Genomic DNA, 15,255 nt, shown 5'->3' with positions numbered 1-15,255 from the left:
CCGCCGAGCGAAAAAACATTTGCCGCATTGCGTGCCAAATGGGATTTGCCGCTGCAGGCGACCTGCCTGATTTATGTCGGTTCCGGCTTCGAGCGAAAAGGACTGGATGCCGCAATCCGCGCCATTGCCCCCAGCGATCGCTACCTGCTGGTCGTCGGCAAAGATAAAGATCAGAACCGCTACCAGCAGCTGGCAAAATCGCTGAATTGCGAGAGTCGTGTGCGCTTCTTTGATATGCAGCCAGAGACACTGCCGTTTTATCAGATGGCCGACGGTCTCCTGCTACCGACGCTGTATGATCCGTTCCCCAACGTGATCCTTGAGGCAATGGCCTGCGGCCTGCCGGTTATCACTACCACTGGCTGCGGCGGCGCGGAGTTCATCATTGAGGGCAAAAATGGTTACGTCTGCGACGCGCTGGATATCGCTGCGCTACAGCAGGTAGTAATGGCGCTGCCCGCACGCGCACTGGGTTCCGCTGAAGGTGCCTGCGCCCGCGAACGCATTATGACCTGCACCAGCGAGAGATTATCGACTCAGCTACTCTCCCTCTATCAGGAACTGGTGACGTAACGATGCGCATACTGTTTGTTATTGACGGCCTGCCAGGTGGCGGTGCGGAAAAAGTGGTGCTTACGCTGGCGGAACATTTTCTCATCCAGGGCGAGCAGGTATCGTTGTTTTCGCTGCGAGAGGTGTGCGATTACCCACTGCCTGAAGGGCTGGATTATCAGGTCATTGCCGACCACTGCAACAAGCCGTGGCGTAAGCTAACCGAACTCTTCCGCCGCGCGCACCAGCTTGATGGCGCTATCGAAAAGGCGGAACAGCAAGGTCGATTCGATCTGGTGCTGTCGAATCTGCACAAAACCGATCGCATCGTCGCGCGCAGTCGGATACTGAACGGGCGTAACGTCTGGTTCTGCCTACACGGTGTGTTCTCCACCTCCTACCTGGGCCATCGTACCGGTTTCGACCGCTGGATGAAGCAGCAGAAAATCAAACGGGTTTACCAGGGGCGCAACGTGGTGACCGTCTCCGATGCGGTCGGTCAGGATCTGGTGGAACAGTTCGCTCTTCGTCCCGCACAGCTCAAAACCATTTATAACCCATTCGATATCGCCGCGATACGCGCCACGGCTAACGCTCCAGCCGATATTCCTCCAGGGGATTACATTATCCACGTCGGCCGTTTCCACCCAGGCAAACGCCATGATCGCCTGATTGAAGCCTACGCGCAAAGCGGCATTCTGGCGCCGCTGGTGCTGCTGGGCCAGGGTAAACCGGAGCAGGAGCAGCGTCTTCGCCAATTGGCGCTGCAGCTACAGGTCAGCAATCGCGTACTGTTTAAAGGCTTCCAGAAAAACCCGCTACCGTGGATTAAACACGCGCGCATGCTGACGCTCAGTTCAGATAGCGAAGGGTTTGGCAACGTCATTGTTGAAGCGCTGCTGTTGAATACGCCAGTCGCCAGCACCCGTTGCCCGGGCGGGGTAACCGAAATCCTCACCGGCGAATTGTCTCGCGGTCTGGCCGACCTCAACAGTTCAGCGCTGGCTCAGACGATGCAAAGCATTTACCATAGCCCGCCGACCATCGATTCCGCCATGCTGAACAAATTCAGCGTTGAGTCGATTTGCCAACAGTACCGTCAGTTGCGCAGCGTCTGACGTCTTTTTTAACCAGGATCGAATGAGTTATGAGTCAAACGCCTTTATTGAGCATCGTAGCCGCCGTTTATAACGGCGAGAAATTTCTCGCGCAATTCTTTGAATGCCTTGAGCAACAGCAACTGACAAGCTATGAGCTAATCCTGGTGAACGATGGATCAACCGACGGCAGCCTGGCGGTTATCGACCAGTGGAAAAACCGGCTGCAGAGTGTCATCGTACTGGAACAGGAAAATCAGGGCGTGTCGGTGGCGCGTAATACCGGGATGGCGGCGGCAACTGGCAAATATCTCGCATTCCCGGACATTGATGATAAGTTCTATCCTGGCATGTATCGTACGCTGCTGGAGATGGCGGAAAAGGGCAATCTTGACATCGCAACGTGCAATGGCCGCTACGTGTACGAAAGCCGGGACGATATTCACCCAATTTTTCCGCCAGAGCGTCTGCAATCCACCGGGGTTCTGCCAGGCCACGTATGGCTGAAGCAGGCGCTCGATTCGCGTAAGTTCCTGCACGTGACCTGGCTTAATATCTATCGCCACGATTTTATTACCCAGCACCATTTCCACTTTGAGCCAGGCTTGCGCCATCAGGACATTCCCTGGACGACGGAAGCACTGCTGGCCGCCAAACGGGTGCAATACACCAGCGAGCAGTTTTACGACTACTACATCCATTCGGAATCGGTGTCGCATAAGCCGGACAACGACGATACGCTGATGCGTTCGGCGCGCCACTATATGAAGATTCTCGAGATGCTGAGCACCATCAATCAACGTTATCCGGATAAAGTGCGGCATATTCCGGCCTGCCGCTGGCAGATTGCCAAAGAGGGACTGGGGATTATTCATACCTTCGACAGCATGAAAGATGAGTCGAAAAAGCATATCATCATTAAAGAATTTTTCGATCGCGGCATCTGGCGCATGATCTGGGAGAACGCCCGCGGACTTCGCCTGCACTGGCGCCTGGGACGTCGCTACTTCCGCTTGAAACGTTATCTGGCCGATTAAACGTCCGGATTGCCAAAGGGATAGCTTTAAGTACGGTAAATGCTTAGAATTTGCCCGCCGAAACATAAAAACGGATACGTCGCTTGGAATTTCTGTATACCACCCTACTCTACCTGATTCAGCCGCTGGTCTGGCTACGGTTGCTGTTGCGCAGCCGTAAAGCGCCGGCGTACCGTAAACGCTGGGCCGAACGCTATGGCTTTTGTAAAAACAAGGTAGTGCCGGATGGCATTCTGCTGCATTCCGTCTCCGTCGGCGAAACTCTGGCGGCTATCCCGCTGGTGCGCGCGCTGCGACACCGCTATCCGTCGCTGCCGATCACCGTCACCACCATGACGCCGACCGGCTCCGAACGCGCTATGTCGGCCTTCGGCAAAGACGTGCATCACGTCTATCTGCCTTACGACCTGCCCTGTGCGATGGGCCGCTTTCTCGATACCGTACGCCCGAAGCTGGTTATCGTGATGGAAACCGAGCTGTGGCCGAACATGGTATCCGCGCTGCATAAGCGCAAAATTCCGCTGGTCATCGCCAACGCGCGTCTGTCCGAACGTTCGGCCAAAGGCTACGGCAAGCTCGGCGGTTTTATGCGCCGCCTGCTCAGCAAAATCACCCTGATTGCGGCGCAGAACGAAGAGGACGGCAACCGCTTCCTCGCGCTTGGTCTCAAGCGCAATCAGTTGGCGATCACCGGCAGCCTGAAATTTGATATTTCCGTGACGCCGGAGCTCGCCGCTCGCGCCGTCACGTTGCGCCGACAGTGGGCGCCGCGCCGTCAGGTGTGGATCGCGACCAGCACCCATGACGGCGAAGAAAAAATCATCCTCGACGCCCACAAGGCGCTGCTGGAAAAATTCCCCGACCTGCTGCTGATTCTGGTGCCTCGTCATCCTGAACGCTTCGCCGATGCCCGCGAGCTGGTGCAGAAAGCCGGGATGAGCTTTACGCTACGCAGTACCGGCGAAATTCCGTCTGGCAGCACCCAGGTGGTCATTGGCGACACCATGGGCGAACTGATGCTGCTGTACGGCATTGCTGACCTCGCCTTCGTGGGCGGCAGCCTTGTCGAGCGCGGTGGCCACAACCCGCTGGAGCCTGCAGCGCACGCCATTCCGGTGCTGATGGGCCCGCACACCTTCAACTTCAAAGATATCTGCTCCAGGCTGCAACAGGCGGACGGGTTAATCACGGTGACCGATACGGACTCACTGATTAAAGAAGTCGCGACGCTGCTGACCGATGAAGATTACCGCCTGTGGTATGGTCGTCATGCCGTTGAGGTTTTGCATCAGAACCAGGGCGCGCTGGCGCGTCTGCTACAGTTACTGCAACCTTACCTGCCTCAGCGGAGCCACTGATGCCAATACGTCTGTCGGTAGTGATGATCGCGAAGAACGCCGCCGATCTGCTGCCGGACTGCCTTGCCTCGGTCGCATGGGCTGATGAAATCATCGTACTGGACGCTGGCAGCAGCGACGATACCGTCGCGCTGGCGCAAAGCCTTGGCGCCCAGGTCCACGTGAATACCGACTGGCAGGGTTACGGCATTCAGCGTCAGCGGGCGCAGTCTTACGCCACCGGCGAATATGTGTTGATGATCGACACCGACGAACGCGTCACGCCAGAGCTTGCGCAATCGCTCCGGCAGGCGCTCGCCAACCCCCAACCGGGCGCAGTTTACAGCATCGCCCGCCGCAACTACTTTCTCGGACGCTTTATGCGCCACAGCGGCTGGTACCCCGACCGCGTGCTGCGGCTTTATGAGCGCGCGCGCTGGCAGTATAACGATAACCTGGTGCATGAATCGCTGGCGTGTAAAGACGCAACCGTCGTGGCGCTATCCGGCGATCTCAAACACCTGACCTGCCGTGATTTCGCCGACTTCCAGCGTAAACAGCTGGCCTATGCCTCCGCATGGGCTCAGGAACGCCATCAGAAGGGCAAGAAAGCATCGCTCGGCGGGATATTCGGCCACACGCTGGGAGCATTCATCAAAACGCTGCTGCTGCGCGGCGGCGTGCTGGACGGCGCGCAGGGCTGGTTGCTGGCGGTTGTCAACGCCCAGTACACGTTTAACAAATACACCGAGCTGTGGGCGCTGAACCGCGGCTTTAGCAAGAAGGCGTAAGCCATGAGCACGAAAGCGATTTACCCCGGCACCTTCGACCCTATCACCAACGGGCATCTCGATATCGTCACCCGCGCGAGCAGTATGTTTGATACAGTGATACTGGCAATTGCCGCCAGCCCGAGCAAAAAGCCGATGTTCGACCTCGCCGAGCGTGTGGCGCTGGCGCAGCAGGCGACATCGCATCTTGGCAACGTCGAGGTCCTGGGATTCAGCGATCTGATGGCGAATTTCGCCCGTGCGCAGCAGGCCAACATTCTGATTCGCGGCCTGCGTGCCGTAGCGGATTTCGAATACGAAATGCAGCTGGCGCACATGAACCGCCATTTGATGCCGGAGCTGGAAAGCGTGTTTCTGATGCCGTCAACGGAGTGGTCGTTTATCTCCTCCTCGCTGGTGAAGGAGGTGGCGCGCCACGATGGCGATGTGGCGCACTTCCTGCCGCCTGTGGTTCATCAGGCGCTGCTGGACAAGCTCAAATAACCTTTCCTACTTCTGGCAGCGGCGGCAGTAGAACGTCGCCCGCTGCGCGTGCCTGGTCGCCGTAATCGGCGTACCGCATACCCGGCACGGCTCGTCCTTACGACCATACACCTGCAGCTCTTGGGCAAAGTACCCCGGCTTGCCATCGCTTTGCAGAAAATCTTTCAGCGTCGTCCCGCCCTGCTCAATTGAGTGCTTCAGCACCGTTTTAATCGCCCGCACCAGCCGCTCGCATTCATTAGCCGAGAGCGACGATGCCAGCCTGTCAGGATGGATCCCGGCCGCAAAGAGGGATTCGCTGGCGTAGATATTCCCCACGCCGACCACCAGCTTATTGTCCATCAGCCAGGGCTTAATCGCGGTTTTCTTCTTCGCGCACTTCTCGCGTAGGTAATCGGCGTTAAACGCGTCGCTGAGCGGCTCCGGCCCGAGATGCGCCAGCACAGGGTGCCCTTCCAGCGTTTTCGTCCACAGCCACGCGCCAAAGCGGCGAGGGTCGGTATAGCGCAGTACATTGCCGTTGCTCATCACCAGGTCTACATGGTCATGCTTTTCCGGCGGCAGGTCGTCAGGGAGGATACGTAAACTGCCGGACATGCCGAGATGGATGATTATCCAGCCGTCGGGCAACTCAAGCAGAAGATATTTGGCGCGGCGCTGCACGCTGAGCACGGGTTTATCGCTCAGGCTGTGGATTTCCGCCGAGACCGGCCAGCGCAGACGCTCGTTTCGCACCACGGCATGGAGGATAGTGGCGCCAACCAGGTGCGGTTCAATACCGCGGCGGCTGGTTTCCACCTCAGGTAATTCAGGCATGACGTCTCCAGGGGATCAACAGGATGCTCTCTATTATGGGGGCGCCCTGAAAACAAAAAACCCCGCGATTGCGGGGTTTTTCAGTACAAGGAGTCTAAAATTATTTGATTTTAGCTTCTTTGTACAGTACGTGCTGGCGTACAACTGGATCGAATTTTTTCAGTTCCAGTTTTTCCGGCTTAGTACGTTTGTTCTTCGTGGTGGTGTAGAAGTGACCTGTACCAGCAGAAGAAACCAGCTTGATTTTCTCACGAATACCTTTAGCCATGATTTATTTCCTCTTAGTACTTAGTACTTTTCGCCACGGGCACGCAGTTCAGACAGAACTACATCGATGCCTTTCTTATCGATTACACGCATACCTTTAGCAGATACACGCAGGGTGACAAAACGCTTCTCGCTCTCAACCCAGAAACGGTGAGAGTGCAGGTTCGGCAGGAAACGGCGCTTAGTCGCGTTCAGTGCGTGGGAACGGTTGTTACCGGTCACCGGACGCTTGCCAGTTACTTGGCAGACTCGGGACATGTCTATTCTCCAAAAATCAAATTAGCTCGAGCTTCGTATAGGGTTTTGGCGCCTCGTCAGGCTGCTACAGCCCGGTTTGACGGTTCTTAGTGAACTCGTGCAGCCAGGCCCAAATGCCAAACCCGAGATTCTCAAAGGTGGCGTAGTATACGCTGACTCGGCGGTGTGCTCAAGTCCCGAACAGACAAAGATCCCCATGGATCGCTAAATCCAGCCCCGCTCGGCAAAAGAAATGTACTCTCCACGGCCGATAACGAAGTGGTCAACGACGCGTATCTCCATGAACTGACAGCATTTTATCACTTTATCCGTGACCATTCTGTCTGATTTACTGGGTTCTGCGCTACCGGACGGATGATTATGCGCGAGGATCAGCGCCGCCGCATTGGCTTTAATGGCTTCCCGCACAATTTCACGCGGGTGCACCTCAACGTGGCTGAGGGTCCCCGAAAACATCCGGGTGTGCTTCAGCACCCGATTTTGGTTGTCGAGGAAGATCACCATGAAGATCTCTCGCTCTTCTTGCGCCAGCTGACTTTGCAAAAACTCCCGCGTGGCGTCGGAACTATCCAGCGAGCGCTCCATGATAACCCGAACGCTGAAAAAACGGCGAGCCAGTTCGGCAATGCCCTTGAGCTGCGCATATTTGGCGATACCAATACCCTCGACCCGCATCAGCTCTTTTTCGGGGGCGGACAGCAGGGAGTACAACGAACCGAACCGGTGCAGCAGGTCATGAGCGTAAGTCATGACGTCGCAATTCCGTGTGCCAATACGCAAAAACAACGCCAGCAGTTCCGCATCGGTTAACGACTCAATTCCATCCTGCTGCATTTTTTCACGCGGCAGCAGCGGCGTATCGCTCTCCATCTCACCCCTCCGTTATGCTCGCCGCCATGTTGTCACAGACCGATTCCACGCACGAGCGCGCAATACCGCGCTTGCGTAGCGCCTCGCAAAGGGACGTCTCCTTTCCAGCACGACACGCAATGGATTGTGATAAAATGCCCGCATTCTGATGTACGCCAACAGGAAAGAATCATGATGAGCCTGGCCGGTAAAAAAATCGTTCTCGGCGTCAGCGGCGGTATCGCTGCCTATAAGACGCCGGATCTGGTGCGCCGTCTGCGCGAGCGCGGCGCCGACGTGCGCGTTGCCATGACGGAAGCGGCGAAAGCCTTCATTACCCCGCTGAGCCTGCAGGCGGTCTCCGGCTACCCGGTGTCCGACAGTCTGCTCGACCCAGCGGCAGAAGCCGCAATGGGCCATATTGAGCTGGGGAAATGGGCCGATCTGGTGATTCTGGCCCCCGCTACCGCCGACCTTATCGCCCGCATAGCGGCCGGGATGGCCAACGACCTGGTGTCGACTATCTGCCTCGCCACCCCGTCGCCGGTCGCCGTTGTACCGGCCATGAATCAGCAGATGTACCGCGCTGCGGCAACCCAACAGAACCTGCAAACCCTGAGCTCCCGCGGTCTGCTTATCTGGGGCCCGGACAGCGGCAGTCAGGCCTGCGGCGATATCGGCCCGGGGCGCATGCTGGATCCCCTGACTCTCGTCGACATGGCTGCGGCGCACTTTTCGCCTGTCAACGATCTGCAACATCTCAATATCATGATTACCGCAGGCCCGACCCGCGAACCGCTGGACCCCGTGCGCTACATCACCAACCACAGCTCCGGTAAAATGGGCTTCGCGATTGCCGCCGCCGCCGCCCAACGCGGCGCCAGGGTGACACTGGTCAGCGGCCCGGTGTCGCTGCCGACGCCATCCTTCGTCCAGCGCGTAGACGTCACCACCGCCCTGGAAATGGAAGCGGCCGTGCAGGCGCATGCCCAGCAGCAGCATATTTTCATCGGCTGCGCTGCGGTGGCGGACTACCGTGCCGCCAGCATTGCTGATGAGAAAATCAAAAAGCAAGGCGATGAATTAACACTAAAAATGGTGAAAAATCCGGATATCGTCGCTGGCGTCGCCGCGCTGAAAACCCATCGTCCGTTTGTCGTAGGGTTTGCCGCAGAAACGAATAATGTGGAAGAATATGCGCGGCAAAAACGTGCCCGCAAGAACCTTGACCTGATCTGCGCAAACGATGTATCTCAGGATAATCAAGGATTTAACAGCGACAGCAATGCACTGCATCTTTTCTGGCAGGATGGAGATAAAGTCTTACCGCTTGCGCGAAAGGAACTCCTGGGCCAACTACTTTTGGACGAGATCGTTACCCGCTATGATGAAAAAAATCGACGTTAAGATTATGGACCCGCGCGTCGGCGAGCAATTCCCGCTGCCGACTTACGCCACCTCCGGCTCCGCCGGACTTGACCTGCGAGCCTGTCTTGATGACGCCGTAGAGCTGGCGCCGGGCGCAACCACCCTACTGCCTACCGGCCTGGCTATTCACATCGCCGATCCGTCGCTGGCGGCGGTGATTCTGCCGCGCTCCGGCCTCGGTCATAAGCATGGCGTGGTACTGGGCAATCTGGTCGGCCTTATCGACTCAGACTACCAGGGACAGCTGATGGTCTCCGTCTGGAACCGCGGCCAGCAAAGCTTCACCATCGAGCCAGGCGAACGCATTGCGCAAATGGTGTTCGTCCCCGTCGTTCAGGCAGAATTTAACCTGGTGGCGGATTTCGACGCGACCGACCGTGGCGAAGGCGGCTTCGGCCACTCCGGGCGTCAGTAACGCCACGCATCCCACTACGAACAAATGCAATAACATCACCGCAGACGTCGGTTTTGCGGTCGTAATGTGGATGCTCGCCTGACGAGCGTTTATTTTCAGGGGTATTTTAGAACATGGCAGAAAAACAAACGGCGAGAAGGAACCGTCGCGAGGAAATACTTCAATCTCTGGCGCTGATGCTTGAATCCAGCGATGGCAGTCAACGCATCACCACAGCGAAACTGGCGGCCTCTGTCGGCGTCTCTGAAGCGGCGTTATACCGTCATTTTCCGAGCAAAACCCGGATGTTCGATAGCCTTATTGAGTTTATCGAGGACAGCCTGATTACCCGCATTAACCTGATTCTGAAAGATGAGAAAGACACCAGCACGCGCCTGCGTCTGATTGTGCTGCTGATCCTCGGTTTCGGCGAACGCAACCCTGGCCTCACGCGCATCCTCACCGGTCATGCGCTGATGTTCGAACAGGACCGGCTGCAGGGGCGTATCAACCAGCTTTTTGAGCGTATTGAAGCGCAGTTGCGCCAGGTGCTGCGCGAAAAGAAGATGCGTGAAGGCGAAGGCTACAGCGTCGATGAAACGCTGCTGGCAAGCCAGTTGCTGTCGTTCTGCGAAGGGATGCTGTCGCGCTTTGTGCGCAGCGAATTCAAATACCGCCCAACGGACGATTTCGACGCCCGCTGGCCGTTAGTCTACGCACAGCTGCAATAACATTGTTGCCCGCCTTATCCGGCCTACAGATGACGTAGGCCCGGTAAGCGTAGCACCACCGGGCAATCACATTACACGCCGAACGCTTCCCGATACTCACGCACCGCAGCCAGATGGTCCGCCATCTCCGGCTTCTCCTCCAGGTATGCAATCAGCTCTTTCAGCGTCACAATGGAGATCACCTTACAGCCATAGTCGCGCTCCACTTCCTGAATCGCGGAGATTTCGCCGCGGCCGCGTTCCTGCCTGTCGAGCGAAATCAGCACCCCGGCAAGTGTGGCGCCGTTAGCCTGAATAATTTCCATCGATTCGCGGATTGCAGTGCCCGCGGTGATAACGTCATCCACCAGCATCACGCGGCCTTCCAGCGCACTGCCGACCAGGTTGCCGCCTTCGCCGTGGGTTTTCGCCTCTTTACGGTTAAAGCAGTACGGGACATCGCGGTCATGGTGCTCCGCCAGCGCCACGGCGGTGGTGGTGGCAATCGGAATCCCTTTGTACGCCGGGCCAAACAACAGATCAAAATCAATGCCGGAATCCACCAGCGCTTCGGCGTAGAAACGGCCTAACAGTGCCAGATCGCGCCCGGTATTAAACAGCCCGGCGTTGAAGAAATAGGGGCTCTTGCGCCCGGATTTCAGCGTAAACTCGCCAAACTTAAGTACCTGCTTGTTAAGCGCAAACTCAATAAACTGGCGCTGATATGGTTTCATGGATTCGCTCCTCATCTTACTTTTTACTTTTCTACAGACAAAAAAAAGGCGACTAACAAGTCGCCTTTGAAATCAATTTTCTAACGCCGCTTTCTGCGTCGCTACAATGGATTCGATTCCCCCTCGGGCTAGCGCCAGCAAGGTGAGAAGCTCTTCGTGGGTGAACGGCTCGCCCTCCGCCGTCCCCTGCACTTCAATGATGCGCCCGTCTTCGGTCATCACCACGTTCATGTCGGTTTCCGCTGCGGAGTCTTCAACGTACTCCAGGTCGCACAGCGCTTCGCCGTCGACGATGCCAACGGAGACCGCCGCCACCATGCCTTTCATCGGGTTGGTTTTAAGCTTACCGGCCGCCACCAGTTTGTTCAGCGCATCGGCCAGCGCAACGCAGGCGCCGGTAATGGATGCGGTACGGGTACCGCCATCGGCCTGAATAACGTCGCAGTCCAGGGTAATCGTGAACTCACCGAGGGTCTTCAGGTCAACGGCGGCGCGCAGCGCACGCGCGATCAGACGCTGAATTTCCATGGTGCGTCCGCCCTGTTTGCCCTTCGCCGCTTCGCGAGCGTTACGGGTATGGGTCGCGCGCGGCAGCATGCCATACTCGGCGGTGATCCAGCCCTGCCCCTGGCCTTTAAGAAAACGCGGCACGCCTTCTTCGATGGAGGCGGTGCACAGCACTTTGGTATCGCCAAATTCAACAAGCACGGAGCCTTCAGCGTGTTTTGTGTAGTTACGGGTCAGGGTTACGGGACGCACCTGATGAGCGCTACGGCCTGCTGGACGCATAATGATTTCTCCGGCTTGAAACGAATGTGGCTGCGCATTATACGGATAAAGGCCGCTTATTCCTATCCTGAGAAGCCCTTGAAAGCTATAATCCCCCCATCTCTCCTTTAAAAACAGGAACGTCTATGATCCGCAGTATGACCGCCTACGCCCGGCGTGAAATCAAGGGTGAATGGGGCAGTGCCGCGTGGGAGCTGCGCTCGGTAAACCAGCGATATCTCGAAACCTATTTTCGCATGCCGGAGCAGTTCCGTAGTCTGGAGCCTGTCGTGCGCGAGCGTCTGCGCACGCGCCTTACCCGCGGGAAGGTGGAATGCACCCTGCGTTTTGAGCAGGACCCGGGTTCGCAGGGCGAACTCATCCTCAATGAAAAACTGGCAAAACAGCTGGTGAATGCCGCCAACTGGGTCAAAATGCAGAGCGACGAAGGGGAAATTAACCCGGTCGATATTCTGCGCTGGCCGGGCGTGATGGCGGCGCAAGAGCAGGATCTGGACGCGATTACCGCTGAAATTCTGACTGCGCTGGACGGCGCGCTGGACGATTTCATCGTCGCACGTGAAACCGAAGGCCAGGCGCTGAAGGCGCTTATCGAGCAGCGTCTCGACGGCGTCAGCGAAGAGGTGCGTAAAGTTCGCGCGCACATGCCGGAAATTCTGCAATGGCAGCGTGACCGCCTGGTGGCGAAGCTCGAAGAAGCGCAGGTTCAGTTGGAAAATAATCGCCTTGAGCAGGAACTGGTGATGATGGCCCAGCGTATTGACGTCGCCGAAGAGCTGGACCGCCTGGAAGCGCACGTGAAGGAGACCTGGAACATCCTGAAGAAGAAAGAGGCTGTCGGCCGTCGTCTCGACTTCATGATGCAGGAGTTCAACCGCGAATCGAACACCCTGGCGTCCAAATCCATCAATACCGAAGTGACCAACTCCGCCATCGAGTTGAAGGTGTTGATCGAGCAGATGCGCGAGCAGATTCAGAATATCGAGTAACGGCTTTTCATCAATGACGACCTGTAACTGGTCGTCATTTTCTTCTTTACTCACTCTGGCTACATTGCTACATACCATTAAAAAAGGGGATTAAATTCCTTTTCGCACACAACAAGAAACAAACTCCAGCAGATCATCTGTCACATCGCTGACCTGGGCTTTGAAAAAAACAAAACCAATTATTATTTATGGCGATAGTTTTATACTTAAAGATAACTGTATGCCATCCGGGATAAACTGAAAATGAAATCTGTGAGAATGGTTTACGAAAACATTGATATAATATATTCACGCCATCGGACTTCAGGTTGATTTATTTTCATAAATATTTTTCCTCTGATCGGCGTGATCTGGCTTACTCACCCTTGTATTCACACCTAACTATCAATTGGCATACAAACAAATACCGGTAAGCGATCATTGATGATCACCACGTTACCCGACTTAGTTTTGTCTATTTTAAAACGTAACCCTCTCTGCGGCATTAAGAAGAAATCAGGCACTAAATCATTCAACTCATTTCTTGTTGCCAATGGTAATGCATTATCATTCGTAACGTCAGAAAACATTTTATAGATATCGCCCTCTTTATCATAACTAAAGTTTACTACCCTATGAAATTTCTGACCTGGCATAGATGGTTTTGTATAGGTCATAAATAATTCAAAGAAATTATCATCGTCCTGCATATGGAGAATGGTTTTTATATTGAGGACATTGTTGCCATCATGAATTATTGTTCGTGCCTGGCAGTTAATATCTGGTTTATTTTCTTCTAAAAAAAGCATTAGCGCCGCTCCACAAAATATCAAAGCGGCAGCGACGGATAATATGTAAAAGTTTACTCTCTTCATTAATTGTCATTCCAATAAATATGAGTAATACAGGTTTTAGCTTCAGATATGTCCTTATCACAATAAGCAACTGAAACACGCGTTCTTGCGGTATTAACAGAAAGGTATGCTTGTTTTAATGTAGTACACGTAATATTGAATGCTGAAAAATAGTCATTCATTTCCGAAGCATTATTCTGTGCAAAATCAGGGTATGTGTATACGTTGCATCCATTATGGGTCGTCGCCATTGTGTAGCTATCAAAAATAATATCGTTATCTTCATTTCTGGTGACTAAAAAAATTGATATGCAAATTAACGTAAAAAATACGGCATAGGCCGCTACTCTGAAGGAAAAAGCATAATCGGTGAAGCTTTTCAGCACATTATCAGCTCGCTGTTGCGCGCCTACATCTGCGGATGGGGTCATTAACTCTTCCGCAGGCTTCAGCGCAATCCCCTGTTCGGGTGTAGCCATACTGACATTTATGCCATTGGCTGCTTTTACTGTCAGCGCGGCACTCAGGCGAAAACCAAATCTCGGCACCGTCACTACCACCTCAGCAAGGTCCAGGGATGCACTCTTTAGTGCGCGTCTTAACAACGAAATGTTTTGGTATAGCGCATTGGTCGGAATCTTTTCCCCTTCATTTCCCCACACAAACTGGAAGAAATCGGCCTGAGGCACAGCATCAGGAAACCGATTAATCAGTAATAACAAACAACGACTAACCGGCTGGTTCATCTTCACTACCCGATTGTTCTCACTCACGACCACCAGTGAGTTATTCTCGGGATCAAAGATGATGTTATTGATGAGGATCTGAGAAGACATATGTCACAACGCCTTAAGCACTTGATTAAAACTCTTATTAAGAACTGTATATAATCATAGCAAAGAGAAAATGGCATGCTGTAACAAAAGTATACTTTGCAGAGAAAAATCCAGCGCATCAACAACAGAATCACTCAACCCTATGATTTAGAAAAACTAAATAATCACACCATTTGGTCACCTCTATTTTTATAACATTTAATTAACAGATAAATAATGTTTTTTTAGAAAGATAAACTTATTAAAACACTATTTGTTTAATTATTCCCCACTCCCCCTTATCATGACCTCCATTGATATCTGCCAGCTTGCATAAGGATATCCAGGTGTCACGAAAAAAAATCCAGTCAGCAAGTGACAAAACGCTAATCAATGAGCTCATGGAGTGGATTGATGACAATATCGTGTCGGAGGATGTTAGCGTCAATCGACTGGCGGAAATCAGCGGATACACTACCTGTTATATCAACAGAGTTTTCAAAAAAAACGCTGGAACAACACCAGGGAAATACATTCGAGAGAAAAAACTACAACTTGCAATTAATGATATGGTCTTTAATGAAAAGCGAGTATCAGATGTTTCTTTTAAGTATGGTTTTAACTCCATACAGGGTTTTATCAAGGCATTTAAAAAAACGTATTGCACCACTCCGGGGAATTTTATTCGTCACAAAAAATGATAACCGATGACTAATCAACCATTGATACCACGCACAGAGCTTTAATATGCTGAACTATTTTGCTTTATTCATTTTGATTTTTGTATTTCTGGTTATTTTCTATGGCATCATTATCATTCACGATATTCCATATGAGATCGCTAAAAGAAGAAATCATCCACATGCTGATGCTATTCATGTCGCTGGGTGGGTGAGCCTTTTTACTCTGCATGCTATATGGCCATTCCTTTGGATCTGGGCAACTTTATATCGGCAAGATCGAGGATGGGGTATGTCAGAACAAGAAGAAATTACATTGTTAAAGAAAAAACTAGAAACAATGGAGCATGATATAGAAAGATTACAAACTCTGAAAAAATGACTTTCACTAACATT

General features: G+C 53.6%; 20 protein-coding genes. 12 read left to right on the top strand and 8 right to left on the bottom strand.

The annotated features are described in order from the left end of the window. The 6 genes from JO226_RS19260 to coaD all read left to right on the top strand — a co-directional run. Positions 1-573 (top strand): glycosyltransferase family 4 protein (locus JO226_RS19260; protein ID WP_296406389.1); only part of this gene is annotated, 573 nt, incomplete at its 5' end. A gap of 2 nt (positions 574-575) precedes the next feature. After that, positions 576-1,670, top strand: a complete 1,095-nt coding sequence (locus JO226_RS19255) for a glycosyltransferase (protein ID WP_296406387.1) — start codon at positions 576-578, stop codon at positions 1,668-1,670. 29 nt (positions 1,671-1,699) lie between these two features. Beyond that, positions 1,700-2,686 carry a glycosyltransferase gene (locus JO226_RS19250; RefSeq protein ID WP_296406386.1) on the top strand — a complete coding sequence of 329 codons (987 nt, stop codon included), beginning with the start codon at positions 1,700-1,702 and terminating at the stop codon, positions 2,684-2,686. Between the two features lie 83 nt (positions 2,687-2,769). Beyond that, complete coding sequence (gene waaA / locus JO226_RS19245) at positions 2,770-4,044, top strand: lipid IV(A) 3-deoxy-D-manno-octulosonic acid transferase (RefSeq protein WP_296406384.1); 1,275 nt, start codon at positions 2,770-2,772, stop codon at positions 4,042-4,044. Further along, positions 4,044-4,814: a glycosyltransferase family 2 protein gene (locus JO226_RS19240; protein ID WP_296406382.1), complete on the top strand. Its 771-nt coding sequence runs from the start codon at positions 4,044-4,046 to the stop codon at positions 4,812-4,814. Before waaA ends, JO226_RS19240 begins: the two co-directional genes overlap by 1 nt. A gap of 3 nt (positions 4,815-4,817) precedes the next feature. Further along, positions 4,818-5,297, top strand: a complete 480-nt coding sequence (gene coaD / locus JO226_RS19235) for a pantetheine-phosphate adenylyltransferase (protein WP_296406380.1) — start codon at positions 4,818-4,820, stop codon at positions 5,295-5,297. A 6-nt stretch (positions 5,298-5,303) separates the two neighbouring features. Here coaD and mutM read toward each other — a convergent pair whose 3' ends face one another. The 4 genes from mutM to radC form a co-directional block, all read right to left on the bottom strand. Continuing rightward, positions 5,304-6,113 (bottom strand): bifunctional DNA-formamidopyrimidine glycosylase/DNA-(apurinic or apyrimidinic site) lyase, encoded by an 810-nt coding sequence (gene mutM / locus JO226_RS19230; RefSeq protein ID WP_296406378.1) that lies wholly within the window; start codon positions 6,111-6,113, stop codon positions 5,304-5,306. 100 nt (positions 6,114-6,213) lie between these two features. Continuing rightward, entirely contained in the window at positions 6,214-6,381 is a 168-nt protein-coding gene (gene rpmG / locus JO226_RS19225) for a 50S ribosomal protein L33 (RefSeq protein ID WP_003024094.1), read from the bottom strand. Between the two features lie 20 nt (positions 6,382-6,401). Next, on the bottom strand, positions 6,402-6,638 hold the full coding sequence (gene rpmB, locus JO226_RS19220; RefSeq protein ID WP_004388471.1) for a 50S ribosomal protein L28: 237 nt from the start codon (positions 6,636-6,638) through the stop codon (positions 6,402-6,404). A 204-nt stretch (positions 6,639-6,842) separates the two neighbouring features. Further along, entirely contained in the window at positions 6,843-7,508 is a 666-nt protein-coding gene (gene radC / locus JO226_RS19215) for a DNA repair protein RadC (protein WP_296406372.1), read from the bottom strand. A gap of 174 nt (positions 7,509-7,682) precedes the next feature. Here radC and coaBC point away from each other — a divergent pair, with 174 nt between their 5' ends. The 3 genes from coaBC to slmA all read left to right on the top strand — a co-directional run bounded on the left by coaBC (position 7,683) and on the right by slmA (position 10,040). Then, on the top strand, positions 7,683-8,894 hold the full coding sequence (gene coaBC, locus JO226_RS19210; protein WP_296406391.1) for a bifunctional phosphopantothenoylcysteine decarboxylase/phosphopantothenate--cysteine ligase CoaBC: 1,212 nt from the start codon (positions 7,683-7,685) through the stop codon (positions 8,892-8,894). Further along, positions 8,872-9,330, top strand: coding sequence for a dUTP diphosphatase (gene dut / locus JO226_RS19205; protein ID WP_296406370.1), 459 nt, complete (start codon positions 8,872-8,874; stop codon positions 9,328-9,330). The genes coaBC and dut overlap by 23 nt, the downstream gene beginning before the upstream one ends. Before the next feature lie 113 nt (positions 9,331-9,443). Further along, positions 9,444-10,040, top strand: a complete 597-nt coding sequence (slmA, locus tag JO226_RS19200) for a nucleoid occlusion factor SlmA (RefSeq protein ID WP_296406368.1) — start codon at positions 9,444-9,446, stop codon at positions 10,038-10,040. 71 nt (positions 10,041-10,111) lie between these two features. Here the strand turns inward: slmA and pyrE are convergent, their stop codons facing one another. Continuing rightward, positions 10,112-10,753, bottom strand: coding sequence for an orotate phosphoribosyltransferase (gene pyrE / locus JO226_RS19195; protein WP_296406367.1), 642 nt, complete (start codon positions 10,751-10,753; stop codon positions 10,112-10,114). A 72-nt stretch (positions 10,754-10,825) separates the two neighbouring features. Continuing rightward, a complete protein-coding gene (gene rph, locus JO226_RS19190; protein WP_296406364.1) occupies positions 10,826-11,542 on the bottom strand; it encodes a ribonuclease PH in 717 nt (238 codons plus the stop codon). Between the two features lie 125 nt (positions 11,543-11,667). Here rph and JO226_RS19185 point away from each other — a divergent pair, with 125 nt between their 5' ends. Then, entirely contained in the window at positions 11,668-12,531 is an 864-nt protein-coding gene (locus tag JO226_RS19185; protein ID WP_296406362.1) for a YicC/YloC family endoribonuclease, read from the top strand. A 377-nt stretch (positions 12,532-12,908) separates the two neighbouring features. On the opposite strand, the gene JO226_RS19180 is transcribed toward JO226_RS19185, so the two are convergent. After that, positions 12,909-13,385, bottom strand: a complete 477-nt coding sequence (locus JO226_RS19180; RefSeq protein ID WP_296406360.1) for a hypothetical protein — start codon at positions 13,383-13,385, stop codon at positions 12,909-12,911. After that, a complete protein-coding gene (locus tag JO226_RS19175) occupies positions 13,385-14,200 on the bottom strand; it encodes a winged helix-turn-helix domain-containing protein (RefSeq protein WP_296406358.1) in 816 nt (271 codons plus the stop codon). Before JO226_RS19175 ends, JO226_RS19180 begins: the two co-directional genes overlap by 1 nt. A gap of 326 nt (positions 14,201-14,526) precedes the next feature. Between JO226_RS19175 and JO226_RS19170 the strand changes: the two genes are divergently transcribed. Beyond that, the gene (locus tag JO226_RS19170) at positions 14,527-14,880 is read left to right on the top strand and encodes an AraC family transcriptional regulator (protein ID WP_296406356.1); all 354 of its coding nucleotides are present in this window, start codon (positions 14,527-14,529) and stop codon (positions 14,878-14,880) included. 46 nt (positions 14,881-14,926) lie between these two features. Further along, positions 14,927-15,241 (top strand): DUF3302 domain-containing protein, encoded by a 315-nt coding sequence (locus JO226_RS19165; RefSeq protein WP_296406354.1) that lies wholly within the window; start codon positions 14,927-14,929, stop codon positions 15,239-15,241. Positions 15,242-15,255 lie beyond the last annotated feature (14 nt).

Origin of the sequence: Pluralibacter sp. (genome assembly GCF_019237635.1) — a bacterium.
In the GTDB taxonomy this organism is placed as follows: Bacteria; Pseudomonadota; Gammaproteobacteria; order Enterobacterales; family Enterobacteriaceae; genus Enterobacter_B.
This window is presented reverse-complemented; position numbering and strand designations above follow the sequence as displayed.

Coding starts and splice junctions, on each gene's coding strand:
- coaBC (WP_296406391.1), top strand. CDS start 7,683: ATGAGCCTGGCCGGTAAAAAAATCGTTCTCGGCGTCAGCGGCGGTATC.
- mutM (WP_296406378.1), bottom strand. CDS start 6,113: ATGCCTGAATTACCTGAGGTGGAAACCAGCCGCCGCGGTATTGAACCG.
- pyrE (WP_296406367.1), bottom strand. CDS start 10,753: ATGAAACCATATCAGCGCCAGTTTATTGAGTTTGCGCTTAACAAGCAG.
- JO226_RS19185 (WP_296406362.1), top strand. CDS start 11,668: ATGATCCGCAGTATGACCGCCTACGCCCGGCGTGAAATCAAGGGTGAA.
- rph (WP_296406364.1), bottom strand. CDS start 11,542: ATGCGTCCAGCAGGCCGTAGCGCTCATCAGGTGCGTCCCGTAACCCTG.
- JO226_RS19255 (WP_296406387.1), top strand. CDS start 576: ATGCGCATACTGTTTGTTATTGACGGCCTGCCAGGTGGCGGTGCGGAA.
- JO226_RS19180 (WP_296406360.1), bottom strand. CDS start 13,385: ATGAAGAGAGTAAACTTTTACATATTATCCGTCGCTGCCGCTTTGATA.
- JO226_RS19175 (WP_296406358.1), bottom strand. CDS start 14,200: ATGTCTTCTCAGATCCTCATCAATAACATCATCTTTGATCCCGAGAAT.
- radC (WP_296406372.1), bottom strand. CDS start 7,508: ATGGAGAGCGATACGCCGCTGCTGCCGCGTGAAAAAATGCAGCAGGAT.
- dut (WP_296406370.1), top strand. CDS start 8,872: ATGATGAAAAAAATCGACGTTAAGATTATGGACCCGCGCGTCGGCGAG.
- coaD (WP_296406380.1), top strand. CDS start 4,818: ATGAGCACGAAAGCGATTTACCCCGGCACCTTCGACCCTATCACCAAC.
- slmA (WP_296406368.1), top strand. CDS start 9,444: ATGGCAGAAAAACAAACGGCGAGAAGGAACCGTCGCGAGGAAATACTT.
- JO226_RS19165 (WP_296406354.1), top strand. CDS start 14,927: ATGCTGAACTATTTTGCTTTATTCATTTTGATTTTTGTATTTCTGGTT.
- rpmG (WP_003024094.1), bottom strand. CDS start 6,381: ATGGCTAAAGGTATTCGTGAGAAAATCAAGCTGGTTTCTTCTGCTGGT.
- JO226_RS19240 (WP_296406382.1), top strand. CDS start 4,044: ATGCCAATACGTCTGTCGGTAGTGATGATCGCGAAGAACGCCGCCGAT.
- rpmB (WP_004388471.1), bottom strand. CDS start 6,638: ATGTCCCGAGTCTGCCAAGTAACTGGCAAGCGTCCGGTGACCGGTAAC.
- JO226_RS19250 (WP_296406386.1), top strand. CDS start 1,700: ATGAGTCAAACGCCTTTATTGAGCATCGTAGCCGCCGTTTATAACGGC.